The 23,070-nt window shown below is 74.0% G+C and carries 24 protein-coding genes; 7 read left to right on the top strand and 17 right to left on the bottom strand.

All coding sequences use genetic code 11. The features are described from left to right. Positions 1-3: 3 nt before the first annotated feature. Positions 4-1,251, top strand: a complete 1,248-nt coding sequence (locus ACFOSY_RS22100) for a cation:proton antiporter (RefSeq protein ID WP_394309553.1) — start codon at positions 4-6, stop codon at positions 1,249-1,251. Between the two features lie 78 nt (positions 1,252-1,329). Here the strand turns inward: ACFOSY_RS22100 and ACFOSY_RS22095 are convergent, their stop codons facing one another. Further along, positions 1,330-2,403: a DNA polymerase III subunit beta family protein gene (locus ACFOSY_RS22095; RefSeq protein WP_394309551.1), complete on the bottom strand. Its 1,074-nt coding sequence runs from the start codon at positions 2,401-2,403 to the stop codon at positions 1,330-1,332. An 82-nt stretch (positions 2,404-2,485) separates the two neighbouring features. Between ACFOSY_RS22095 and ACFOSY_RS22090 the strand changes: the two genes are divergently transcribed. Beyond that, on the top strand, positions 2,486-2,992 hold the full coding sequence (locus ACFOSY_RS22090) for a hypothetical protein (protein WP_394309549.1): 507 nt from the start codon (positions 2,486-2,488) through the stop codon (positions 2,990-2,992). On the opposite strand, the gene ACFOSY_RS22085 is transcribed toward ACFOSY_RS22090, so the two are convergent. Together ACFOSY_RS22085 and ACFOSY_RS22080 are read right to left on the bottom strand one after the other, a co-directional pair. Next, the gene (locus ACFOSY_RS22085; protein WP_394309546.1) at positions 2,958-3,446 is read right to left on the bottom strand and encodes a hypothetical protein; all 489 of its coding nucleotides are present in this window, start codon (positions 3,444-3,446) and stop codon (positions 2,958-2,960) included. The two genes, ACFOSY_RS22090 and ACFOSY_RS22085, sit on opposite strands and share 35 nt — an antisense overlap. Before the next feature lie 208 nt (positions 3,447-3,654). Next, a complete protein-coding gene (locus ACFOSY_RS22080; RefSeq protein WP_394309544.1) occupies positions 3,655-4,047 on the bottom strand; it encodes a DUF5997 family protein in 393 nt (130 codons plus the stop codon). A 58-nt stretch (positions 4,048-4,105) separates the two neighbouring features. On the opposite strand from ACFOSY_RS22080, the gene ACFOSY_RS22075 reads away from it, so the two are divergent. Next, a complete protein-coding gene (locus tag ACFOSY_RS22075) occupies positions 4,106-4,912 on the top strand; it encodes a LysR family transcriptional regulator substrate-binding protein (RefSeq protein WP_394309542.1) in 807 nt (268 codons plus the stop codon). 19 nt (positions 4,913-4,931) lie between these two features. Here the strand turns inward: ACFOSY_RS22075 and ACFOSY_RS22070 are convergent, their stop codons facing one another. The 3 genes from ACFOSY_RS22070 to ACFOSY_RS22060 all read right to left on the bottom strand — a co-directional run bounded on the left by ACFOSY_RS22070 (position 4,932) and on the right by ACFOSY_RS22060 (position 7,070). Then, the gene (locus ACFOSY_RS22070) at positions 4,932-5,681 is read right to left on the bottom strand and encodes a DUF4142 domain-containing protein (protein WP_394309541.1); all 750 of its coding nucleotides are present in this window, start codon (positions 5,679-5,681) and stop codon (positions 4,932-4,934) included. A gap of 167 nt (positions 5,682-5,848) precedes the next feature. Beyond that, positions 5,849-6,544 (bottom strand): HAD family hydrolase, encoded by a 696-nt coding sequence (locus tag ACFOSY_RS22065; RefSeq protein WP_394309539.1) that lies wholly within the window; start codon positions 6,542-6,544, stop codon positions 5,849-5,851. A 49-nt stretch (positions 6,545-6,593) separates the two neighbouring features. Beyond that, positions 6,594-7,070 (bottom strand): Lrp/AsnC family transcriptional regulator, encoded by a 477-nt coding sequence (locus ACFOSY_RS22060; protein ID WP_394309536.1) that lies wholly within the window; start codon positions 7,068-7,070, stop codon positions 6,594-6,596. 203 nt (positions 7,071-7,273) lie between these two features. Between ACFOSY_RS22060 and ACFOSY_RS22055 the strand changes: the two genes are divergently transcribed. Continuing rightward, the gene (locus ACFOSY_RS22055) at positions 7,274-8,764 is read left to right on the top strand and encodes an FUSC family protein (RefSeq protein ID WP_394309535.1); all 1,491 of its coding nucleotides are present in this window, start codon (positions 7,274-7,276) and stop codon (positions 8,762-8,764) included. A gap of 653 nt (positions 8,765-9,417) precedes the next feature. Here ACFOSY_RS22055 and ACFOSY_RS22050 read toward each other — a convergent pair. From ACFOSY_RS22050 to ACFOSY_RS22020, 7 genes are all read right to left on the bottom strand, one after another. Next, positions 9,418-10,341 (bottom strand): sirohydrochlorin chelatase, encoded by a 924-nt coding sequence (locus ACFOSY_RS22050; RefSeq protein ID WP_225652463.1) that lies wholly within the window; start codon positions 10,339-10,341, stop codon positions 9,418-9,420. Positions 10,342-10,425: 84 nt separating this feature from the next. Beyond that, positions 10,426-11,433: a BadF/BadG/BcrA/BcrD ATPase family protein gene (locus ACFOSY_RS22045; RefSeq protein ID WP_394309532.1), complete on the bottom strand. Its 1,008-nt coding sequence runs from the start codon at positions 11,431-11,433 to the stop codon at positions 10,426-10,428. Further along, positions 11,430-12,107, bottom strand: coding sequence for a uracil-DNA glycosylase (locus tag ACFOSY_RS22040; RefSeq protein WP_394309531.1), 678 nt, complete (start codon positions 12,105-12,107; stop codon positions 11,430-11,432). Before ACFOSY_RS22040 ends, ACFOSY_RS22045 begins: the two co-directional genes overlap by 4 nt. Before the next feature lie 73 nt (positions 12,108-12,180). After that, entirely contained in the window at positions 12,181-13,335 is a 1,155-nt protein-coding gene (locus ACFOSY_RS22035; protein ID WP_394309529.1) for a WD40/YVTN/BNR-like repeat-containing protein, read from the bottom strand. A 58-nt stretch (positions 13,336-13,393) separates the two neighbouring features. Then, positions 13,394-15,082, bottom strand: a complete 1,689-nt coding sequence (locus tag ACFOSY_RS22030) for a DNA alkylation response protein (protein ID WP_394309527.1) — start codon at positions 15,080-15,082, stop codon at positions 13,394-13,396. Between the two features lie 71 nt (positions 15,083-15,153). Continuing rightward, on the bottom strand, positions 15,154-16,131 hold the full coding sequence (locus ACFOSY_RS22025) for a hypothetical protein (protein WP_394309525.1): 978 nt from the start codon (positions 16,129-16,131) through the stop codon (positions 15,154-15,156). Further along, positions 16,128-16,730, bottom strand: a complete 603-nt coding sequence (locus tag ACFOSY_RS22020; RefSeq protein WP_394309523.1) for a PadR family transcriptional regulator — start codon at positions 16,728-16,730, stop codon at positions 16,128-16,130. Before ACFOSY_RS22020 ends, ACFOSY_RS22025 begins: the two co-directional genes overlap by 4 nt. 101 nt (positions 16,731-16,831) lie before the next feature. On the opposite strand from ACFOSY_RS22020, the gene ACFOSY_RS22015 reads away from it, so the two are divergent. After that, positions 16,832-17,635, top strand: a complete 804-nt coding sequence (locus tag ACFOSY_RS22015) for a PaaX family transcriptional regulator C-terminal domain-containing protein (protein WP_394309520.1) — start codon at positions 16,832-16,834, stop codon at positions 17,633-17,635. Between the two features lie 45 nt (positions 17,636-17,680). On the opposite strand, the gene ACFOSY_RS22010 is transcribed toward ACFOSY_RS22015, so the two are convergent. Together ACFOSY_RS22010 and ACFOSY_RS22005 are read right to left on the bottom strand one after the other, a co-directional pair. Then, the gene (locus tag ACFOSY_RS22010; RefSeq protein ID WP_394309518.1) at positions 17,681-18,484 is read right to left on the bottom strand and encodes a pectate lyase; all 804 of its coding nucleotides are present in this window, start codon (positions 18,482-18,484) and stop codon (positions 17,681-17,683) included. A 284-nt stretch (positions 18,485-18,768) separates the two neighbouring features. After that, complete coding sequence (locus tag ACFOSY_RS22005; RefSeq protein ID WP_394309516.1) at positions 18,769-19,848, bottom strand: NADH:flavin oxidoreductase/NADH oxidase; 1,080 nt, start codon at positions 19,846-19,848, stop codon at positions 18,769-18,771. A gap of 124 nt (positions 19,849-19,972) precedes the next feature. On the opposite strand from ACFOSY_RS22005, the gene ACFOSY_RS22000 reads away from it, so the two are divergent. Then, a complete protein-coding gene (locus ACFOSY_RS22000; RefSeq protein ID WP_394309515.1) occupies positions 19,973-20,323 on the top strand; it encodes an ArsR/SmtB family transcription factor in 351 nt (116 codons plus the stop codon). A 45-nt stretch (positions 20,324-20,368) separates the two neighbouring features. Here the strand turns inward: ACFOSY_RS22000 and ACFOSY_RS21995 are convergent, their stop codons facing one another. Next, entirely contained in the window at positions 20,369-21,727 is a 1,359-nt protein-coding gene (locus tag ACFOSY_RS21995; RefSeq protein ID WP_394309513.1) for an FAD-dependent oxidoreductase, read from the bottom strand. Positions 21,728-21,930: 203 nt separating this feature from the next. Between ACFOSY_RS21995 and ACFOSY_RS21990 the strand changes: the two genes are divergently transcribed. After that, positions 21,931-22,383: a DUF6214 family protein gene (locus ACFOSY_RS21990; protein ID WP_394309511.1), complete on the top strand. Its 453-nt coding sequence runs from the start codon at positions 21,931-21,933 to the stop codon at positions 22,381-22,383. A 24-nt stretch (positions 22,384-22,407) separates the two neighbouring features. On the opposite strand, the gene ACFOSY_RS21985 is transcribed toward ACFOSY_RS21990, so the two are convergent. Then, positions 22,408-23,070: a DUF305 domain-containing protein gene (locus ACFOSY_RS21985; RefSeq protein WP_394309886.1), complete on the bottom strand. Its 663-nt coding sequence runs from the start codon at positions 23,068-23,070 to the stop codon at positions 22,408-22,410.

Genomic DNA, 23,070 nt, shown 5'->3' with positions numbered 1-23,070 from the left:
CGCGTGCACTCTTCCGCGATCTTCCTGATCGAGTTCGGTGCGATCATCCTCGGGCTCGGTCTGCTCGGCCGCCTGGCCGGACGCCTCCAGTTCTCGCCCATCCCCCTCTACCTGCTGGCCGGCCTCGCGTTCGGCGAGGGCGGCCTGCTGCCGCTCGGCGCCAGCGAGGAGTTCGTCGCGATCGGCGCCGAGATCGGCGTGATCCTGCTGCTCCTCATGCTCGGCCTCGAGTACACGGCCAGCGACCTCGTCTCCAACCTCAAGACGCAGTACCCGGCCGGTCTCGTCGACATGACGCTCAACGCCCTGCCCGGCGCCGCCCTCGCCCTGCTCATGGGCTGGGGCCCGGTCGCCGCCGTGGTGCTCGCGGGCGTCACCTGGATCTCCTCCTCCGGCGTCATCGCCAAGGTCCTCGGCGACCTCGGCCGGCTCGGCAACAGAGAGACCCCGGTCATCCTCAGCATCCTCGTGTTGGAGGACCTGGCGATGGCCGTCTACCTGCCGATCGTCACCGCCCTGCTGGCAGGCGTCAGCCTCGCCGCGGGCAGCGTCACCCTCGCCATCGCACTGGGCGTCGCCGGCCTCGTGCTCTTCGTCGCCGTCCGCTACGGCCGCGTCATCTCCCGCTTCGTCTCCAGCGACGACCCGGAGAAGCTGCTGCTCGTCGTGCTCGGACTGACCCTGCTGATCGCCGGCATCGCCCAGCAGCTCCAGGTGTCGGCCGCCGTGGGCGCGTTCCTCGTCGGCATCGCCCTGTCCGGCGAGGTAGCGGAGGGCGCGCACAACCTGCTCGCCCCGCTGCGCGACCTGTTCGCCGCGGTGTTCTTCGTCTTCTTCGGCCTGCACACCGACCCGGAGTCCATCCCGCCGGTCCTCCTCCCGGCGCTCGGCCTGGCCGTCGTCACCGTCCTGACGAAGATCGCCACCGGCTGGTGGGCGGCCCGCCGGGCCGGCATCTCCGCCAAGGGCCGCTGGCGCGCGGGCGGCACCCTCGTGGCGCGCGGCGAGTTCTCCATCGTCATCGCCGGGCTCGCCGTCACCGCCGGCATCGAGCCCCAGCTCGGCCCGCTCGCCACCGCGTACGTCCTGGTCCTGGTGGTGCTCGGACCGCTCACCGCCCGCTGGACCGAGCCGATCGCGATGCGCCTGGCCGGACGCGCCAAGCCCGCGCCCGACAGCGTGCCGGCCCCGCTCGCCACGCCCGCCGCGGAGACGCTGGAGCCGGTGGAGGACGGCGGCCGCGACCGCTGACTTCCGCCGACCGACCCGTGCGCACGGCCCGGACAGCCCCGCGAGGGAGCTGCCCGGGCCGTCGCGCGTTCCGGGACGTCAGTCGGTCAGCCGCACCGGCATCAGCAGCGAGAACGTGTGCTCGTCGTCGGGCCGGCGGATCACGAGCGGGGCCGTGGGGGCGCCGAACTCCAGGACGAGCCGGTCACCGGCCGCCGCGGCGAGCGCGTCCAGCAGGAACACCCGGTTCACCGCGACGAGGTCCGGGCCGTCGGCGCCCTCCGGAGCAGTCACGACCCGGCCGTCCTCCGTCACCTCCAGCACCGTCAGCTCGTACGCCGGCCCGCCGTCCTCGTGCAGCCGGACCGGACCCGTGCGCACCGCCTCCGTGAACGCCGGCACGTCCACCTCGGCGCGGCGTCCGGCGGGCAGCCGCACCAGGCGCCGGTAGTCCGGGAAGTCCTGCTCCAGACACCGGCCACCGGTCCGGCGGTCACCGGCCTCCAGGGTCACGCGGCCGTCGTCCACGACGAGGCGCACCTCGTCCTCGCCGTCCAGCAGCGCCCGCATCGCGTCGGCGAGCGGCAGCGGCACGGTCGCCTGCACACGGCCGCCCCCGTGCCCGCCGGCGGCGGTGCGCGCCACCGCCATCCGGTAGCGGTCGGTGGCCACGGCGTGCAGCGCGTCGCCCTCGGCGTCGAGATGGACGGCGGCGAGCACCGGCAGCTCGGGGTCGGTCCCGGCCGCGAAACGGACCGCGTCCAGCGCGGCGGCCAGACCGGGACCGGACACGGACAGCCGGGCGGCGGTGCGGGGTGAGGTCATGAGGGGGTTCTCCCTGTCGTCGAGAAGGTCCACAAGCGCGGAGAACTCGGCACGGGCGGCCGACAGCCCCTCCTCCAGCCGGCGCAGATGCGCCCGGAGGAGCCCGCGTACGAGATCGGTGTCGGCGGCCGTCCAGCCGGCCAGGAGCAGCCGGACGTCCGCCAGCGGCATGCCGGCGCGGCGCAGCCGGGACAGCACCCGGGCCTCGCCGAGCTGCTCCGGCGCGTACCAGCGGTAGCCCGTGACCGGGTCGACCTGGTCGGGGACCAGGACACCGGCACGGTCGTAGAACCGCAGGGCGCTGACGCCCAGCCCGCTCTCGCGGGCCATCTCACCAATGCTGCGCATCTCGCTCTCCACACCTGGGACCCTGCCGCCTCGACCAGGTCGAGGGTCAAACCCCGCCTCCCCGACGCGTACGGCCGACCGGGTGACGATGTCACCCCCGCGGGCGGAGCTGGAGCCCACGGCGTACCACCGGCGCACGGCGGCGCGTTGCTCCGGCATGGACAGCACTGAGACGGCGCGGCGCCTTCTCGGGCACGGCGCCGTGAGCCGGCCGTACGCGCAACTGACCGGCGGCCACGTGGCGAACACACCGATCTACGCGGAACTCGTCGCGGAGTGGCGGGCGAAGGGCCACACCGTCCCGGGGCACCTGGACGGGCTGTGGGCGTCCTTCGCCGTCGTGACCGCGAACGACCGCGGCCCGGCGCCCCACGTGCCGTTCCGCGTGCCCGTCCCTCTGCTGGGACCTGGGACGTCCGAGGCCATGTCCGACGAGACGCCCGACGAGACGTCCTCCGTGGGGGTCGCAGAGGCGCCCGAGGAGGAGGCCGCAGTGGAGCTCGAGGCAGGAGGGGCCGCTGAGGTGTCCGAGGAAGCGTCGTCGGAGCCGGACCTCACCAGCAGTCCGAACTCCCCTGATCCGCGCTGACCGGCGCGAGCACCGCGAGCGTGCCGGTCGCCCGGCGCAGCGCGCGCTCCAGCGGTTCCGCGGCGTGCAGGGTGCCGGAGCCGTCCGGCGGGACCAGCCACTCCAGCCGCCCGGAGGGACGGTACGGCGGCGGCACCGCGATCCAGGACCCGCGCCCCACGTGCCGTACCCCGAAGCCGACCCACTCGCTGCCCGGGTCGGGCGGCAGGAAGAAGCCCACCCGGCGTGCCGTGACGTCCACCAGCGTCGGCCCGGGCAGCTCGAGCGGATCGCTCCACAGCAGGTCCAGGGCCAGCAGCCCGAGCCGGTCGGGCACGCTCAGCACGTCCCAGTACCGGCCCGCCGCGAGCAGGGCCGTCCCCTCGCCGCGGTCCCACTGGCGTTTGCACTCCTGCGGGTCCGTGGCCGCCGCGGCCAGCCATTCGACGGCCTGCTTCCACCTCATGTCGTGCATGTCCCACCCCGGGCACGGTCGGGCGCGCCGCTGCGGACGCGTGCGATAGCGCCACATGGTGGTGCATATATCTGTTCTCCGGAAGGGGTGGGGGGCGCCCGCTTTTCCGGCCATGCGGGGGAGCGGAAGCGGGACACCCCCGGACCGGGGACCCGGCCGGGGGTGTCTGTGCCGTCGGAGAAGGGCCGCGATCGCCGGCCCGCGGACCTCAGTCGCCGCTTCCGCCGCTCTCGCTGTCGCGCTTCCTCAGCCGGGCCGCCTCCTTGCGGACCTCGGCCTGGGTGGCGCGCTCCCGCTCCAGCCACTCGGGGCGCTCCTGCTTCAGCGCCTCGATCTGCTCGGTGGTGAGCGGCTCGGTGACCCCGCCACGGGACAGGCCGGAGATCGAGACGCCCAGCTTGGCCGCGACCACCGGCCGCGGGTGCGGGCCGTCGCGCCGCAGGTCCCGCAGCCACTGCGGGGGATCGGTCTGGAGCGCGTTCAGTTCCGCGCGCGAGACCACGCCCTCCCGGAACTCGGCGGGGGTGGCCTCGAGGTACACACCCAGCTTCTTCGCCGCGGTCGCGGGCTTCATCGTCTGGGTGCTCTGGTGCTGCGTCATGGCGTCCAGGGTATCGAGCGCGTGCACGGCCGCCGACCACGGCCGGTAACCTGGCCAGGTGACCGGCCCGGAAGTGTCCCCCTCGTTCCGCCTCGTGTACGTCCCCGGTGTGATGCCCGACAAGTGGGTGCGCGTCTGGAACGAGCGGCAGCCCGACGTCCCGCTGACCCTCACCCAGGTGCCCGCGGAACCGGCGCACGGGATGCTGCTGGACGGCGAGGCCGACGCGGGCCTCGTCCGGCTCCCCGTCGACCGTACGGTGCTCAGCGCCATCCCCCTCTACACCGAGCAGACGGTCGTCGTGGTCCCCAAGGACCACCTGGTCACCGCCGCCGACTCGGTGACCGTCGAGGACCTCGCGGACGACATCGTGCTGCACCCCCTCGACGACGTGCTCCCGTGGGAGTCCCTGCCCGGCCGCCCCGCCCTGGAACGCCCGGCCACCACCGCCGACGCGATCGAGCTGGTCGCCGCCGGGATCGGCGTGCTCGTGGCGCCCCTGTCGCTGGCCCGGCTGCACCACCGCAAGGACCTCACCCACCGCCCCCTGGAGGACGGGCCCGCCTCGAGCGTGGGCCTGGCCTGGCCGGAGGCGGCGACCACGGACCTGGTCGAGGACTTCATCGGCATCGTGCGCGGCCGGACCGTCAACAGCACCCGCGGCCGCCGGCCGCAGCCCGCGCAGGACAAGCAGGAGAAGCGGAGGAAGGACGGCGCCGCGCAGGGCGACGCCGGACACCGCCGGCAGCCGTCCGCCGGGGCCGCGGGCCGCACCCGGCGGGGAACCGGCGGCAGGACCGGCGGGAAATTCGGCGCCGGAACGGCGAAGAACCCGCGGCGGGGCAAGCCCCGCCGCAGGTCCTGAACCGCGGGCCGCGGACGCGTCAGCGCACCGTGCCGGAGGGCGACGGCGCCGGGGAGGCCGTGTTGAGGTCCTCCAGCTCCTTCGGGATCTGCAGGGCGAGCACCGGCGCGCCCGCCTGCGGCGCCGGCGGCGTCACCTGCTCGTTCGGCAGCTTCGGCGGGCTGGTCTGCTGGAAGTTCACCTGCTCCTGATTGACCAGACCGGTCTTCTCCAGCACCGTGATGTGGTCGAGCACGGTGTCGTTGGCCTGGTCCGCCAGCTGCCGGACCAGCGTGTTGCGGGTGGTCGCCCGGATCTTGGCGATCACGGGGAAGATCTGGCCGTGCGTGATGCGCATGATGTTCACGGCCGTGGAGTCGAACTCCTTGCCGCTGGTGGCCTTCACTGTCTCCACGAACCCCTGCTGCTGCGGCGACGCCTGGTTCGGCAGTGTGATGCCGAGCTCCAGGGAGATTTTGCGGCAGCTGGCGTCCAGCCGGCCGTGCCCGACCACCAGGTGCTCACCCGCCTCCTTCATCTCGGGCGTCGTACCCCGCTCCATCGCCAGCAGCCCCAGCGGGTGCTCCCACAGTCCGGCCGCGCGCACCTTCACCACGAAGTCACGGTCCGCCTCGGTCAGCGGGCCGTAGTTCGTGTTGGCCACCACCCGGTCCTGCTTGGTGGATGTGGTCTGTACGCCCAGCATGGTGGGATAGGCGAGCGCGGTGAGGGTCAGAATCATGGCTCCGCCCACGAACGCGGTTCCTGCCGTGCTGCGCGAGATGCGCATCGTGCCTCCTGGGTTGAGAACGGCCCAACACCAGGGAGTACGGACGCAGAGCGCGTAACAATCACCGTTCTGGAAAGAATTTTGGGCCGCTTCGGGACACGGGCCTCGCGTGCCGCGCCCGCCGGGCTCCCGGACCGGTGCAGGTCAGCCCCGGCGGGCGGTTCCGGTCAGCCCCGGCGGGCGGTTGCGGTGAGCCACTCCCAGGCCGCCCGGGCCGTGAACTCCGCCTGACCGCCGCGCAGCAGCAGGCCGGCCGTGGCGAACTCGGGCGCGTCGGCCTGCTCGGCGACATACGGGACGGCGATGCAGCGCATCCCGGCCGCGTGCGCGGCGGCCGCGCCCGGCGCCGCGTCCTCGACCACCACGCAGTCCGCCGGGTCCGCGCCCAGCCGCCGCGCCGCCTCCAGGAACACGTCGGGGGCCGGCTTGCCGTGGGCGACCTCGTCGGCCGACACGACGGTGCGCAGATGCGCGTCCAGCCCGGTGCCCGCGAGGATCGCCCCGATCGCGTCGGCCGAGGAGCCCGACGCCACGGCCGTCGGGACGCCCTCGTCCGCCAGCCGCTCCACGAAGGCGCGCATCTCGGGGAACACCGTCGTCCTCGTCCGGGCCAGCTCCAGGTAGTGGCGGTTCTTGACCGCGACCAGCTCGTCCACCGACGCCGACAGTCCGAACCGGCGGCGCCAGTCGGCGACCGTCTCGCGGGTGCTGATGCCGACGTACCGCTCGTGCTCCGCCCAGCTGAAGTCAGGGACGCCGTACGCGTCGAGCGTGCGGCGCCCCGCCTCGTAGTAGTTCGGCTCACTGTCCACGAGCGTTCCGTCGAGATCGAAGACGACCGAGAGGCTGCCCAGTGCGCGCATGCGTCCAGCATGGCAGGGGCCGGGTGCGCCGTCCGGACAGCGCACCCGGCTAGCCCCGCGCCGCCCGGCCGATCGACTCCACCAGCGGCAGCAGCCGGTGCGGCACGCGCTCCCGCAGTGCCACCTCGGTACGGGTGCGGACCACGCCCGGCATCCCGATCAGCTTCTGGATCACGTCCTCCAGGTGGGCGTTGTCCCGGGCCACCACCCGGGTCAGCAGGTCGCCGCCGCCCGTGATGGAGAACGCCTCGACGATCTCCGGGACCGCGGCCAGCGCGTCCCCCACCTCGTCGAGATGCCCCTGGGTGACCTCGATGTGCACGAACGCCAGCACGGGGTGGCCCAGCGCGGCGGGGGAGAGGGCGGGGGCGGTGCCGGTGACCACGCCCTCACGCTCCATGCGGTCGAGCCGCGCCTGGAGCGTGCCGCGCGCCACGCCGAGGATCCGCGCGTACTCGCGGACGCTGGTGCGCGGCTGCTCCAGCAGCAGGCGCAGGATGCGGGTGTCGAGTTCGTCCACGGCCACGAGGTCGTCGCTCCGGAGTCGGCCATTGGCACGGAGATGGCCCAAGAGATGCCGCGAAGACCGTACCAATGGCTCACTCTGCGACGGCTCGGTTGAGCCACTGGCGGGGAAGATGGTGATATGGGTGCGTCGATGGCGCTGCGGAACCGCGGCGCCTTTTTCATGCCACGACACATGTCGTACGAGACGCCAGGGGGCGGTAGGTGCTGAAGAAGGTGTTCATGGCGCCGGATCCGGGACGGATCCGGCTGCGGTTCGCGACGCGGGCCGTGCTCGGCATCGGGGCGGCCGTCGTCGCCTGCGGGCTCGCCGGGCACTCCCTGACCGGCGCGATCACCGGCGGGCTCGCCGCGCTCCTCGCCCTGTTCACCGTCACCGACGCCACCGTCCGCGGGCAGGCCGTCACCACGGCCCTCCTGCCCGCCGTCGGCCTGCCCGTGCTGGCCGCCGCCGCGGTCCTCCAGGACCACCCGGTGGCCCGGGACGCGGCCTTCCTCGCCGTCGTCGGGCTCGGCGTGTACGCCAGGCGCTGGGGACCCCGCGGACACGCCCTGGGCGTCTTCGCCTTCATGACCTTCTTCGCGGCGCAGTTCCTGCACCCCAGGACCGGCCAGCTCGCCGAGCTGTCCGTCTCCGTGCTGCTGTCCGTGGCGATCGCGGCCACGGTGCGCTTCGGGCTGTGGTGCTACGAGCGGCGGCTGCCCCCGGCGGCCGTGCCCGCACCGCCCGGCGGCGCCCGGCTGTCCCGCATCACCACCCGCCAGGCCGTCCAGGCGACGGCCGGCGCGGGCTTCGCCCTGCTCGTGGGCCAGCTGATGTCCGGAGAGCGCTGGTACTGGGCCGTCGGCGCGACCTGGTGGGTGTTCGTCAACACCACCTCGCGCGGTGAGACCCTGGTGCGCGGCTTCCGCCGCGTGCTCGGCACGGTCATCGGCGCCGGGCTCGCCCTGTTCGTCGCCGTCCCGGCGCACGGCGACGCGACCCTCACCGCGCTGGTCGTCGCCGTCTCCGTCTTCGGCATCTTCTACACGGCGGCCGTCTCGTACACCTGGATGATGCTCTGGGTGACGGTCCTCGCCGCCATGCTGTACGGCCTGCTGGGCGTGCTCACCCCGTCCCTGCTGGCCCTGCGCATGGCGGAGACCGGCGTCGGCGCGCTCGGCGCGGTGCTGGCGGTGGTCTTCCTGCTGCCCGTGTCCACGCACAGCGTCACCGACGCCTGGATCCGGCGGGCGCTGCGCTGCGTGCACGCCTGCACGGCGCAGACGGCCGCGCGGCTGGCCGGCGACCCGGTCGCGGACCCGGCGCCCACGGTCGTGGAACTGGAGCAGCTCCTCGCCCGGGTGCGCCTGTCGGTGGCGCCCCTCGTGCACCCGCTGAACCCGATGCTCGGCCGCAAGCGGCGGGCCCGCCAGGTGCTCGCGCTGCTGGACGACTGCGCCCGCGAGATCCGCGGCCTGGTCGCCGTCGCCGCCGACCCGGAGGCCTCGCACGACGCCCGCCTGGCCGCGGCCTGCTGGCGCGTCGAGGCGGCGGTCGAGGCCCTCACGACGGGCCGCGACATCGAACCGCGCACGGCGCCCTCCACGCCGGAACCGGCCGCCCTCGCCCACCTCCACACCCTGGAACGCACCCTCGCGGAGCTGTCGGCACCGCTGCGGACACCGTCGGGCTCGCCCCTGGTAGGCGCGTGACGGCCTGCGCGGCCGACGGTTGACACGACGGACGGGGGCGACCCGCGTCCGGGTCGCCCCCGTCCGGGGCGGTGTCGGACGCGGCTGCTGGGCAGCGCGTTCGGAGTGGACGCGCTGTCGCGCGGTAGGGGGTGCCTTACGCGCGAGGGGCACGGCACCCCGCCGGCGGTGATGCGGCGTGGGACACCTGTCCGGGTCGGTGCCGGACGCGGCTGTTGTGCAGCGCCTCCGGCGGGGACGCGTGGTGCGCGCCGGAGGCGCTGCACAACCCGGAGGGGCACGCCACTGGTGTGCCCTTCGCCCGGCCACGGGGTCGCTCCGCCCCCGAGGGGCATGACACCGATGGCCGCCCATGACCCGGCCGCGCATCGGCTCATCCGCCACAGCTGCCCGGCGAACCCGCGCCGACGCCCTTCGCCCGTCGCCCGGTGCACGCCGACGCATGTGACGTCGCGCTGGGGCTGTGCCCTCACCTGCCGGGTCCGTCGGCGACCCCGCACTCGGACCCGGCCGCGTGGCCGTCGCCCCGTCAGCACCCTCGGCGGTCGGGCCGCCCGCCCTCGAACGCCCCCGCCTCCCGGGGGCCACGCCAAAGGGCCCGCTCCGGTGACCGGAGCGGGCCCTTCAGGCGTCCTGCGAAAGAGCTGCCCGCGTCAGCGGGCCGGCGTGCTCTGGGGCTGCTGGGGCGCGATGCCCAGGGCGGTCGTGTACTTGGCCAGGGCCAGCTTGCCGATCGCCGGGTAGGGGCCGAGCGGCTCGGACGCGGGGCAGTCCGCCTCCTTCGCGGCCTCCTCGACGAGCGAGGCGTCGATCTCCGGGCCGATCAGGTACGGCGCCAGTGCCAGCTGCTGCGAACCGGCGTTGCGCAGCTGCTCGGCCACGGAGGCGATGGAGCCCTCCTGGTCGAGGGCCGCGGCCATGACCGGCACGGCGAGGCGCGCGGCGAGCAGCATGCCGGTGATGCCGGCCGCCTGCACCGCCTCGTCGCCGCCCACGGAGGCCAAGATGATGCCGTCCGCGGCGGTCGCCACGGTGAACAGGCGGGCGCGGTCGGCGCGGGCCAGGCCGGCCTCGGAGAGCCGCACGTGCAGCGCCTCGGCGAGCAGCGGGTGCGGGCCGAGGACGTCGGTCAGCTCGGCGGCGACGCGGCTGTCCATGACGGCCTGGCGGACCTGGCGCAGCAGCGCGCTGTCCGGGCCGGCGAGCAGCGGCACGACGACGGCGACCGGGCCGTCGGGCTCCTTGACGTCGGAACCGGCGGCACGCGCCTGCTCGTAGCGGGCGGTGCGCTCCTCGGCGGCGCGCGCGAGGACGGAGGTCAGCGAGGGGAACTCCTCGTCGTCCCCGTCGAGGTAGCCGATGCGGGCGTCGAGACCGGGCAGCTCGGACCGTGCGATGCTCACGACCTCTTCGGCGAGCGAGCGGGTGGCACTACTGGGCTTACCCGGCACGGCGAGGACGAGCGCGGGCGCGTCCTCGGGAGCCACCAGGGGTTCGGGACGGCGGTGCCGTCCGGGCTGGCGGGGGCGCGGCATTCGTACGGGCAGGCCGGACGCGGGCCCAGTGGGGGTGCTCATGTTGCGGCATGTTAGTGGCTTCCGGGGGTCTCCTGTTCGGGGAGGGTGCAGGTGAGCGGTATCCGTCCGGTTTTGTCGGATGAGTTACGTACGGGTGTCGGCCGTGAGGGTGACGTCCGTTCCCTCCGTGCTCGTCACGCACAGCATCCTCTCGTCACTCGGAAGAGCGAGCGGACCAGCGGAAAGGTCCTCCGCGAGCCGCACCGCGCCGTCGAGCGGATCCCCCTCGGCGGGCACCCGGCGCGCCCCCGGCAGCAGCTCCGCCAGCCGCTCCTCCAGGGGCGCCAGCAGCACCTCGCCCAGCCCGAGGAGACCGCCGGTGCAGCCGACCGCCGGCGCGCCCTCCGCCGGGCACACGGCGGCCGCCGCGTCGGCCATGTGGCGGGCCGCCGCCCGCACGATGCCGACGGCCACCGGGTCCCCCTCCGCCGCGCACGCGCCCACGCGCGGAGCGAACGAGGCGAGCACCGCCGCCCGGTCGGCGCGCGGGTACACCTGACCCGGCAGCCCGGTCACCGGACCGAACATCTCCTCCGCCTCCGCGAGCAGCCGCGCGGAACCGCCGTCCCGCCCGTCGTGCGCGCGCAGCGCGGCCTCCAGGCCGGCCCGCCCGATCCACGCGCCGCCGCCGCAGTCGCCGAGCAGATGGCCCCAGCCGTCCGCGCGCCGCCAGCCGGCCAGGTCCGTGCCGATCGCGATCAGGCCGGTGCCCGCCGCGATCACCGCACCGGGGCGAGGCCCGAGGGCGCCCACGTACGCGGTGACCGCGTCGGCCGCCAACGCCGCTCGCCGGACGCCCAGTTCACGGGCGAGCAGGTCCGGCAGCTCCGCGCGCAGGGCGTCACCCAGGCTGGCCATCCCGGCCGCGCCGACAGCGGCCGCCTCCAGCCGCTCAAGACCGGCCTCGGCGCACAACGCCCGCGCCATCGGGACCACTTGCTCCATGAAATGCTCCGGTTCGAGCCCCCGCTCGCCCGTGCGCACCGGCACGTCCGAGGACGCCCGCGCCAGCGGACCGCGCCCGGGCGCCCCGACGACGGCCCGCAGTCCGGAGCCGCCGGAGTCCACGGCGAGGTAGCCGGCTCCGGTCACGGCAGGCGCCAGTCCACCGGCTGCCCGCCCTGACGGATCAACAGGTCGTTGGCCCGGCTGAACGGGCGCGAGCCGAAGAACCCGCGGTCCGCGGACATCGGCGACGGGTGCGCCGACTCCACGGCGGGCAGATCACCCAGCATGGGACGGCAGTTGCGGGCGTCCCGCCCCCACAGGATGGAGACCAGCGGCTTCCCGCGTGCGGCCAGCGCGCGTATCGCCTGCTCGGTGACCTCCTCCCAGCCCTCGCCTCGGTGGGCGCCCGGCTTGCGCGGGGCGGTCGTCAGCGCCCTGTTGAGCAGCAGCACGCCCTGCTCCGTCCACGGGGTCAGGTCGCCGTTCGACGGCTGGGGCACGCCCAGGTCGCTGTTCAGCTCGCGGAAGATGTTGATCAGGCTGCCGGGCAGCGGGCGCACGTCGGGCGCGACGGAGAAGCTCAGGCCGACCGCGTGCCCCGGGGTGGGGTACGGGTCCTGCCCGACGATCAGGACGCGTACCTCGTCGAAGGGCTGCTGGAAGGCCCGCAGGACGTTCGCTCCCGCCGGGAGGTAGGTGCGTCCCGCGGCGATCTCCGCGCGGAGGAAGTCCCCCATAGCGGCGATTCGCCCCGCCACCGGTTCGAGGGCGTTCGCCCAGCCCGCTTCGACGATCTCGTTCAAGGGTCGTGGTGCCACGGGCGTCACCCTACTGCCGTGCCGGCAGCGGCTATCAACCCGTGGCCCGAGCCCGGCCGGATCCGCGTCGACCTCATCCGACGACCGCCGCCCGCACGCACAGCACGTCCGGCAGATGCGCGGCCAACTGCGCCCAGCTGTCGCCGTCGTTCGCGGACGCGTACAGCTCGCCGTTGCGGTTGCCGAAGTAGACGCCCGCGGGATCGGCGTCGTCGCTGCACATCGCGTCGCGCAGCACCGTGCCGTAGTGGTCCTCCTGCGGCAGCCCCGCCGACAGGGGCTCCCAGCTGCGCCCCGCGTCCCCGGTCCGGTAGACGCGACATCGCCGGCCGGCCGGGACCCGGTCGGAGTCGGCGTTGATCGGGAACACGTAGGCCGTGTCCCCGCGGGACGGATGCGTCACCATCGCGAACCCGAAGGTCGAGGGCAGTCCGTCGCCGATGTCCGTCCAGTGCGCGCCCGCGTCGTCGCTGCGGTAGACACCCCAGTGGTTCTGGAGATACAGCCGGTCGGGGTCCGCCGCGTCCCGGGCGACCTTGTGCACGCACTGTCCGAACTCCGGGTCGGGGTCCGGCAGGAACACCGCGGACACCCCGGAGTTGGACGGCGCCCAGTTCGCGCCGCCGTCCAGGGTGCGGAACACTCCCGCGGTGGAGACGGCCACCGTGACCGCGCTCGGGTCGCGCGCGTCGGTCAGCACGGTGTGCAGGCCCTCACCGCCGCCGCCCGGCACCCACTTGGAGCGCGTGGGATGCTCCCACAGCGGCCTGACCAGCTCGAAGGACTCCCCGCGGTCCTCCGAGCGGTACAGCGCGGCCGGCTCCGTGCCCGCGTACACCACGTCCGGTTCGGCCGCCGCCGGATGCAGTTGCCACACCCGCTCCAGTGACGCCCCTGTGTCGGGTGGGAACTTGACGGCGGGCCGGGCCGGTTCGGTCCAGGTGCGGCCCAGGTCGTCGGAGTGGAACACCGACGGCCCCCAGTGCGCGCTGTCCCCGCCGACCAGCAGCCTAGGGCTCTGCCCCCGGGTGTCGATCGCGACCGAGTACACGGCCTGCGCCTCGAAGTGGGGGGACTCGTCGAACTCCCAGGAGCCGCCTCGCCGGCGCCCGATGAACAGGCCCTTGCGGGTACCCACGGCGAGCAGTACCTCGGTCATGCCGATCACCTCCGTGACATCGTCTTCGACGTCCTCGATCAGGACACCGGTCAGTGTGCACCCCACCACTGACAGTCACCGTCGGACGCGGCATGACCGCAGGTCAGGGCGGTGCGGCGGCCCCGCCTCACTCCCGCCCCGGCAGCCCCCGCTCCAGAATCGCGTCCAGCCCCGCCCCCGCCGGCAGCGTGCCGAACGCGTGCCCCCAGTCGCCGCCGAGCCGCGTCGCGCAGAACGCGTCGGCGACCGCGGCCGGCGCGTGCCGCACCAGCAGGGACGCCTGAAGCGCCAGCGCCATCCGCTCCACCAGACGCCGGGCCGTGACCTGCGACCCCTCGGCCAGCTGGTCCTTGAGCCCGGCCACCGCCGCGTCCAGCCGGGCGTCGGCGCCGCGCGTCAGCGACAGCTCGTCGAACAGGGCCTGCGCGGTCGCCGGGTCGCGGCCGAGCGCCCGGAGCACGTCGAGGGCGTTGACGTTGCCCGAGCCCTCCCAGATCGACAGCAGCGGGGCCTCCCGGTAGTGGCGGGGCATGCCCGAGTCCTCGACGTACCCGTTGCCGCCCAGGCACTCGAGCGCCTCGGCGGTGAAGGCCGGGCCCCGCTTGGTGACCCAGTACTTGCCGACCGCCGTCGCGATCCGCCGGAACGCGGCCTCCCCGGCGTCCCCGCGCACCGCGCGGTCCGCCGCACCGGCCAGCCGCAGCGTGAGCGTCGTGGCGGCCTCGGACTCCAGCGCGAGGTCGGCCAGCACGTTGCGCATCAGCGGCTGGTCCACCAGGCGCGCCCCGAAGGCGCTGCGGTGCCGCGCGTGGTGGCCCGCCTCGACGAGCGTCTTGCGCATCAGGGCCGCGGACATCATCACGCAGTCGAGACGGGTGCAGTTGACCATCTCGATGATGGTCTTCACGCCCTGCCCCTCGGGCCCGACCAGCCAGGCCACCGTCCCGTCGAACTCGGGCTCGGAGGAGGCGTTGGAACGGTTGCCCAGCTTGTCCTTGAGACGCTGGATGCGGAAGGTGTTGCGGGTGCCGTCGGGCAGCACCCGCGGCACGAGGAAGCAGGACAGTCCGCCCGGCGCCTGGGCCAGCACCAGGAAGACGTCGCACATCGGCGCCGAGGTGAACCACTTGTGGCCGCGCAGGGTGTACACCCCCGGCTCGGCGGTCGGCGTCGCGACGGTGGTGTTCGTGCGGACGTCGGAGCCGCCCTGCTTCTCGGTCATCCCCATGCCTGCCAGCAGCCCGCGCTTCTCGGCCGGCACGCGCAGCCCGGGCTCGTACTCACGGCTGGTCAGCAGCGGCTCGTAGATCTTCGCCAGCGTGGGCTCCCGGCGCAGGGCGGGGACCGCCGCGTACGTCATGGACGTGGGGCAGCCGTGTCCGGCGTCGGTGTGGCCCCAGACGAGTCCCCCGGCGGTGCGGGCGACGTGTGCGCCGGGGCGGTCGTCCGCCCAGGGCGCGCCGGCCAGCCCCTCGGCGACGGCGGTGCGCATCAGATGGTGCCAGCTCGGGTGGAAGTCCACCTCGTCGACGCGGTGCCCGTACCGGTCGTGGGTGCGCAGCTCGGGCTCATGGCGGTTGGCCTGCTCGGCCCACTCCTGCGCCTCTTCGCTGCCCGCCAGCCGTCCGAGCCTGCGCAGGTCCTCCTCCGCCCAGCCGGCGCCCTCCCGCCGCACCCCTTCGAGCAGGGCGACGTCGTCCGAGGCGTCGTACGGGGCCGTGTGAGGGGGCTGGTTGGTGACGTCGTGGGTGGCGCCGCCGGTGACGCCGGATGCGTAAGGGGTCTGCTGCGACTCGTCGGCGCGCGTGGTGGTCATGGCTGAGTGTTGCACTGTCACTGCGCTCGCAGCAATAGTGCAACACGGCTCGCGTGGCGGTTCCCGTCCCCTCAGCCGTGCCGGTCGATCAGCACCCGGTACGTCTCGAAGGCGGGCTTCGGCGTGTAGTCGTCCGTGGTGAGCCCGAAGCGGTGGAACAGTCCCGTCCGGGAGCTGTCGGCGTCCCGCAGCGCGAAGTGGGTGTAACCGCTCAGGCGCAGCGGCTCCGCCAGCTCGGCGACGGCCCGGACCACGGTGTCGACGACCTCGGCCTGCCGCTGAGGCGGGCGTTCCTCGCCGGTGGGCCAGCCGTGCTCGGTGATGTGCAGCGGCAGGTGTCCCAGCCCGGCGGGCGCCAGCACGGCCTCGCGGTGGTGGCGCAGCAGGCCCGCGACGGCGGACGCGAGGTCGGACGCGGCGACGGGCCGGAAGACGTCGGGGAAGAGGTCCAGGCCCACGTAGTCCAGTTCGGCGGCGAAGGCCGGGCCGCCCAGCACGGCCAGCTCCGCGACGAAGGACGCCGACGGTCCGAACAGCGGGGTGGTGTTGAACCCGACGCGCAGCTCGTCGTGCCCGAGTTCCCGTGCGCGCTCCTTGGCGGCGGAGACTCCGCGGACGATCGCCTCCCGCACCGACGGGTAGTAACCGTCGAGGACCGGATTGCCCGTGTCGTTGGGCTCCTCCGTCACCTGGAGGGTGCTCGTCACCGCGCCGTACTGCTCGACCAGTTCGCGCACGAACCGGCAGTAGCCGTCGACGTCCCCCGCGGCGGACCGGTACTGCGCCACCAGGTCGAGGCGGCGGCCCCGCACGGCGTACCGCGCCGCGTCCTCCGGCGCCGCCGTCGCGTGCGGCCCGCCGAGGCGGGTGGCATCGTCGAACGCGGTGTAGGCGCGCACCAGGAACGGACGGTCCGGCCGCCCCTGAAGGCGGTCCAGGGCCTGCGTCACACGGTCCGGGTCGTCGGGCGGCCCGCCCGCGAGACCTCCCGAGTCGTCACCGGAGACCCCACCCGGATACACACCGAACAGCAGACGATGCGACGTCACGCGCCCTCCTCCTCCAGCTCACGCGCGGCCCCCGTGGGCCACGGCAAGGTCCCGCTCTGCAGCTCCTCGATCACCGAGTCGACCCACGCGATCTCGGCGCGCGCGAGGCTCAGCGCGTACTCCGCCTCGATGACATGCATGCGGGGGACGCCGGCCGCCAGGGCCTCCTCGAGCCGCTGCTCGTCCTCCGCCGTGCGCTGCCGCAGTCGCCGCCCGCGCTCTGCCAGCGCCTCCATCGCGCCGCCCCGGCCGAGAGCGCCCAGATAGGCGACCGCGCCCAGGAACTGGGAGAACTCCCGCTGGGGGACGCGGATCTGGGAGTCCAGGCGGCGCACGAGTTCCTCGCGCCCCGCGTCCGTGAGGGCGTAGACGGTCCGCTCCGGGCGGTTGCCCGACCGTTGTCGCTCCAGCGGGGCGAGCCAGCCGGCCTGGGTCAGCGCGGCGACCGTGTTGTAGAGCGTGCCGCGGGTGATCGCGGCGGCGTGCGCGTCGCTGCGTCTGCGCAGCTCGGCGAGCATCTGGTGCGGGTGGGTGGGTTGCTCGAGCAGCAGGCCCAGGACGAGCAGGACGATCGGGTTGTCGAGAGCACGACGAGGCATGGCCGAACGCTATCAGTCCAAATAGAGCAGTCCAAATAGACTATTCCGCGAGAGATCACCGGAGGGCAACCGGGCCCGAGCGGGGGCCTAAAGTACGGCTCATGCGGCGCAACGACCCGGCGGAGCCGGCACCGGACGGTCCGCGGCTGCGCCCGCTCTCCGCGCGGTCGGTCGTCCTCAGCCTGCTGCTGGGCACGCACCCGCCGGAGCTCCCGGCGCGGCAGCTCGGACGGCTGGTGGAGGGCTTCGACCTCGGCGGGTCGACGCTGCGGGCGGCGCTCAGCCGGATGGTCGCCGCCGGGGACCTGCGCCGCACGGACACCGGCTATCGCCTCAGCGACCGGCTGCTGGAGCGTCAGCGCCGCCAGGACGAGTCCGTACGGCCGCGCACGCGCGCGTGGGACGGCGAGTGGGAGCTGGTCGTCGTCACCGCGACCGGACGCGGCCCGGCCGAACGGGCGGAACTGCGCGCACGCCTGGCCGGACTGCGCCTCGCCGAGCTGCGCGAGGGGGTGTGGCTGCGCCCGGCCAACCTGGACCGCCCGCTGCCCGCCGCCCTCGACGGGGTGGCCGAACAGGGAACGACCCGCCCCGCGCGGCCCGCCGCCGAACTTGCCGCAATGCTCTGGCCGTTGGACGCCTGGTCGGGCGAGGCCCGCACTCTGCTCGGGCACGTGGGGCGCACCGGGCGGCCGGCCGAGCGGCTGACCCTGTTCGCGGCCGTGGTGCGCCATCTGCTCGCCGACCCCGTCCTGCCGCCCTCCCTGCTCCCCGCCGGCTGGCCGGGCGACGAACTGCGGGCCGCGTACGCGGACTACCGGCGGGAGCTGGAGGGTGAGGTGCGCTCACTGGTGGGCGGGGGCCGGCCGCACGCGGACCTACGGGCGGACGACCGGCGGCCGTAGGGGACGCCCGGCGGGACGCCTCCCACGGCCGCGGCCCGTGGGGGGTTACCGGTAGGTGATGTCGGACGAGCTGTACTTGCAGTAGGTGCCGTCGGGGCCGGAGCCGTTGCTGCTCGGCTCCTTGCCGGTGTTGTTGCCGATGTACTTCTGGCACGGCACGATCTTCTTGCTGCTGTCGCCGACGATCGTGATGTTGCGCAGGGTGGCGCTGTCGCCGTAGTTGGTGTTGATGCCGGCGATGCGGCCGCCCTTCCAGTTCACCTCGATGGAGTTGAGGTTGATCGTCCGCTTGTACTGCGACGAGCAGTTGCCGCAGGAGCGGACGAAGGTGCCGAAGTTTTTGACGGCGAAGTTCGACACGTTCAGTGTGCCCGCGCCGTTGAACTGGAAGACCTTGTCACTGGCCTCCTTCGCGCCGCCGCCGCTGACGGTGTAGACCGACCCGGACGACTTGCCCTTGAACGTGGCGGCGTCCTCGCCGACGTCCTCCCACCAGACGTTCTGGAGGGTGCAGGAGCCCTCGCAGTGGATGCCGTCGGCGGCGGGGGCGCCGAGGATCACGTTCTTCAGGACCGCGCCGTCGGCCAGCTTCAGGATCGGGCCCTGGTCCTCGTCCTGGCCGCCGGAGCCCAGGTCGCCGGTGCCGTAGAGGCGCTTCATCCCGTAGTCCTTGGTGCCGGACACGGAGATGGTGGACGAGACGCCCTGGCTGCCGTTGGGGGTGGGCCAGGTGGCGGCCTGCGCGGACGGAGCCGCGGTGGTCAGGACCATGCCGGCCGAGAGGCCGAGGGTGGCGAGCGCGCCCGTCAGCGCGCGTCCACGGAGGCGCGGTCGTGTCGCGGATGTCATGTCGTTCCTTCTCCTGTGGTGTGGGGGTGTCGAGCCATGACGAACCATGTGGATGAACGACGTACATGTATCTGCACGGCATGCGGGGTGAACGCGCTCGGCGGTCACGTCCCGGTCATGTCGATGAACGGAACGTAGAGGGAAAGCGCTTTCTGGTCAACGCCTCGCGTGGTCCGTATCCGGCCAGGAACGACGGACGCCGGCGGCCCGGAAACCCTGCGCGGGTCTCCGGGCCGCCGGCGCGGCACCGCGGGTGGTGAACGGGTCGGACGGCGGTGAACAGGTCAGACGGAGAGGTGGTACTGGTCCGGCACGCGGACCCGCGCGTCCAGCTCGCGGGCGGCCTGCCGGGCCCAGGAGGGGTTGCGCAGCAGCTCACGGCCCAGCAGCACGGCGTCCGCCTCGCCGTTGGCGAGAATCTTCTCCGCCTGCCCCGTGTCCGTGATCAGACCCACGGCCGCGACCGGCATCGACGTCTCCTGACGCACCCGCGCGGCGAACGGCACCTGGTAGCCGGGGCCGGCCGGGATGCGGACGCCGGGGGAGTTGCCGCCGGAGGAGACGTCGAGCAGGTCGACGCCCCTCTCGTGCAGGTCGGCGGCGAGGCGCACGGTGTCGTCCACCGTCCAGCCTTCCTCGTCCAGCCAGTCGGTCGCGGAGGTGCGGAAGAACAGCGGCTTGTCGTCCGGCCACTCCTCACGCACGGCGTCCACCACCTCGAACGCGAACCGCGTCCGGTTCTCGTAGGAGCCGCCGTAGGCGTCGGTGCGGTGGTTGGAGTGCGGGGAGAGGAACTCGTTGATCAGGTAACCGTGGGCGCCGTGGACCTCGGCGACCTCGAAACCGGCGGCGAGGGCGCGGCGGGCGGCCGCGCGGAACTGGCCGACGATCTCCCGGATCTGTTCCGGGCTCAGCTCGTCCGGCACCTGGTGGCGCTCGCTGAAGGGGACCGCGCTGGGCGCGACCGGCTGCCAGGCGCGCTCCTCCGGCCCGAGCGGCGCCCCGCCCTTCCAGGGCTGATCGGTCGCCGCCTTGCGCCCGGCGTGCGCGAGCTGGACGGCCGGCACGGTGCCGTGGGCGGCGAGGAAGCGGGTGATCCGGCGGAACGCCTCGACCTGGGTGTCGTTCCAGATCCCCAGGTCGTAGGGCGAGATGCGGCCCTCCGGCGACACCGCCGTGGCCTCGACGACGATCAGTCCCGTGCCGCCGGTGGCGCGGGCGGCGTAGTGCGCGAAGTGCCAGTCGTGCGGCGCACCGGCCTCCGGGCCGTCCGGCGCGGCCGAGTACTGGCACATCGGCGCCATCCACACGCGGTTGGGAATCGTCAGGTCGCGCAGGGTGTACGGCTCGAAGAGCGTGCTCACGGTGGGCTCCGTTCGGAAGGCGGCGACGGGTGTGCGACTCGTACGATAGCCGTCGTAGTACGGTGGATGTCAAACTACGAGGGTTCTCGTACAATGAAGACTCCCGGAGCACCATGGAGCCGCCGTGACGACCGCCCTGCCCAGCCCCCGCGTCCTGCCCCACCCCACGCGGGACGAGATCCGGCTGGAGTCGGTGCTGCACGCGCTGTCCGACCCCGTCCGCATGCGCATCGTCAGCGAACTCGCGGACGCCGACGCCGCGTTGTCCTGCTCCCGCTTCGACCTCCCGGTCACCAAGTCCACCACCACGCACCACTTCCGCGTGCTGCGCGAGAGCGGCGTCGTCCAGCAGGTCTACGAGGGCACCGCCAAGATGAACGGCCTGCGCCGCGACGACCTGGACGCCCTGTTCCCGGGCCTCCTCGACGCCCTCCTCACGGCGGCCCGCCACCAGGGGGCACGGGACGCGGTCTGACGCGCGGGCCCGCCTCGGCCGGCGGCCGTCACCCGGCAGGCCGGGCTACGGCCCGGTCACCGCCTCGCCCGCGTCCCGCGCCGCAGCCATCAGCGACGTCCAGTCCGCGAGCTTGACCACACCCCGGCCGAGGGACGCGCCCAGGCGGGACTCGGCGCGTTCGATGGACTGCCAGCCCTGCCAGAGGACCGGGTCGACGCCCTCGGCGCGCAGGGCCGGCAGGGGGTCGTCGGGGAGGGCGCGGGCGGTGAGGGACGGGGCGTCCTGGAGCAGGGACGTCACCGTTTCCTTCGCGCAGGAGCGGTTGGTGCCGATGACGCCCGTCGGGCCCCGCTTGATCCAGCCCGCCACGTACTCGCCCGGGGCGACGGCGCCCCCGCGCAGCACCCGCCCGGCGAGATGCGGCACCGTGCCCGTCGCCGCGTCGAACGGCAGTCCCGCCGGCGGCACCCCGCGGTACCCGACCGAGCGGAGCACCAGCTGACCCTCGATGTCCTCGAAGCGACCCGTCCCGGTGATCCCGCCCAAGCCGTCGGGCACCGTCCGTTCGAAGCGCACGGCGCCCACCCGGCCGTTTCGGGCGAGCACTTCGACCGGACGGAGGAAGAACCGCAGACGGATCAGGCGCAGGGCGTCCGCTCGCGGCGGCGCCGTCCAGGCGCGCAGCACCTCGACGTTGCGGCGGCGGGGCGGGGGCAGGCCGGACGGGTCTGCGAACGCCGGGTCGAGCGACGCGTCGTCCGCGTCGGCCTGGACGGCGGTGTCCGGCAGGGTGCCCAGTTCGCGCAGCTCCTTGGTGGTGAAGCGGGCCTGCGCGGGGCCGCGCCGGCCGACCATGTGGATCCGCGTGACCTCGCTCGCCGCGAGGGCGGTCAGCGCCGCGTCCGGCATGTCGGTCGGGCGCAGTTCACGCGTCCCGCGCGCCAGCATGCGGGCGACGTCCACGGCGACGTTCCCCACGCCGATGACCACCGCCGACCGCACCCCGCGCAGGAACCCGGTGTCGGCCGCGTCCGGGTGCGCGCTGTACCAGGAGACGAACTCGGTCGCCGACCAGCTGCCCGGGAGATCCTCGCCGGGGATGCCCAGACGCCGGTCAGCGGCGGCGCCCACGCAGTGGACCACCGCGTGGTACAGCTCCCGCAGCCGGGCCGCCGGCACCCCGTCCGGCCCGACCGGCACCGCGCCGAGGAACCGCACCCGCTCGTGCTCCAGCACCGTGCGCAGGCCGTTCTGCAGCGACTTGATCTTCTCGTGGTCCGGGGCCACGCCGTAGCGGACCAGGCCGTAGGGGCAGGGCAGGCGGTCCAGGACGTCGACCCGCGCCCCGGGGTCGAGCTGGACGAGATGCTGGGCGGTGTAGCACCCGCTGGGCCCGCTTCCGACGACGGCGACACGCAGCACGGGGAACTCCTCACCCCGAGGGGGACCGGCGGGACACCGCCGGTGCCTCCCAGCATGGCACCGCCCGCACTCCGCTGACAGGGTGCCGTCCGCCGTCCGGGGTGCGTGTTCCTACGGAGGGAAACTGATCACCCCGTTACGTTGCCTGTGTGCTCGAGGCATCTTTTCTTCAACTTTCCGATCGCTCTCCGGCGGAGGGTGCGGTGTCCGTGTGGCCCGCGTGGGAGGTGCGGGAGGGCGAGCGCTCCACCCGGTGGCTCCATGTGCGGCTGGCCTTCCGTGACGGGGCCACGATCGAGGCACTGGCGTCCGTCGGCGAGGGCTGGGTCGGTGTGGAGGACGTCCAGGCCCGCCCCGCCCTCGCGCTGGAGGACCTGGCCGTGTTCGCCGACTGGATCGAGGGCCCGCTCGCCCGGGCCTGCGGCATCGAGCCCGAACCCGGGGAGGACACCGGCGGCACGCACGGGGAGGAGCCCCCCGGCGGGCGGGCCGAGTGGCCGGCCGTGGCCCGGACGTACCGGGCCGCGCAGGAGCGGGGCGCCGACCCGGTGCTCGCCGTGATGGACCGGACCGGCTACAGCCGGCGCGGGGCGCTCCGCCTCATCGGGCGGACACGCGACGCGGGGCTGCTGTCCCCGCGCCACGCCCGCCGCTGAGCGGACCGGCGCCCCGGCGGAGCGTCACAGCAGGTCGCGCATCCGGTTGATCTCGCTGGTCTGCTGCGCGACCGTGTCGTCCGCCATCTCCTCGATCTGGATGTTGTTCCCCTGGCCCTTCACGTCCGTGGCCATGGTGACCGCGCCCTGGTGGTGCGTGATCATCAGCGTGAGGAACAGCTGGTCGAACGCCGCGCCCTCGGCCGACCGCAACTGCCTGAGCTGCGCCTCGGTCGCCATGCCCGGCATCGCCGCGTGGTCGTGCCCGTGGCCGGCGTCCTGCTCCGTCTTGCCGTGGGTGCGCAGCCACCCCTTCATCGCGCCGATCTCCGGCTTCTGCGCGGCGGCGATGCGCTCGGCCAGCTTGACCACCTTGGGCGACTCGGCCCGGCCCGGCGCCAGCTGGGTCATCTCCAGCGCCTGCGTGTGATGGAGGATCATCATCCGCGCGTACGACACGTCCGCCGCGTTGGGGGAGTCGTCCTCCCGGCGCTCCCGCTCGGCGTCCTCGGCGGACAGGGTGCGGTTCTCCTCCCCGGGCGCGCCGGGCGCGATCACCGGAGGCCCGCTCGCCGGCGCCGACTTGGTGTCGTCGCCGCCGGAGTCGCAGCCCACGAGTCCGAGTACGGCCAGCGCGGTCAGCCCGGCGGCGACGGCGGACAGGCGTGGCACGCGGCGGTGTTGCAC

The organism is Streptomyces lusitanus, from assembly GCF_042647945.1.
GTDB classification, from domain to species: domain Bacteria; phylum Actinomycetota; class Actinomycetes; order Streptomycetales; family Streptomycetaceae; genus Streptomyces; species Streptomyces pseudogriseolus.
This window is presented reverse-complemented; position numbering and strand designations above follow the sequence as displayed.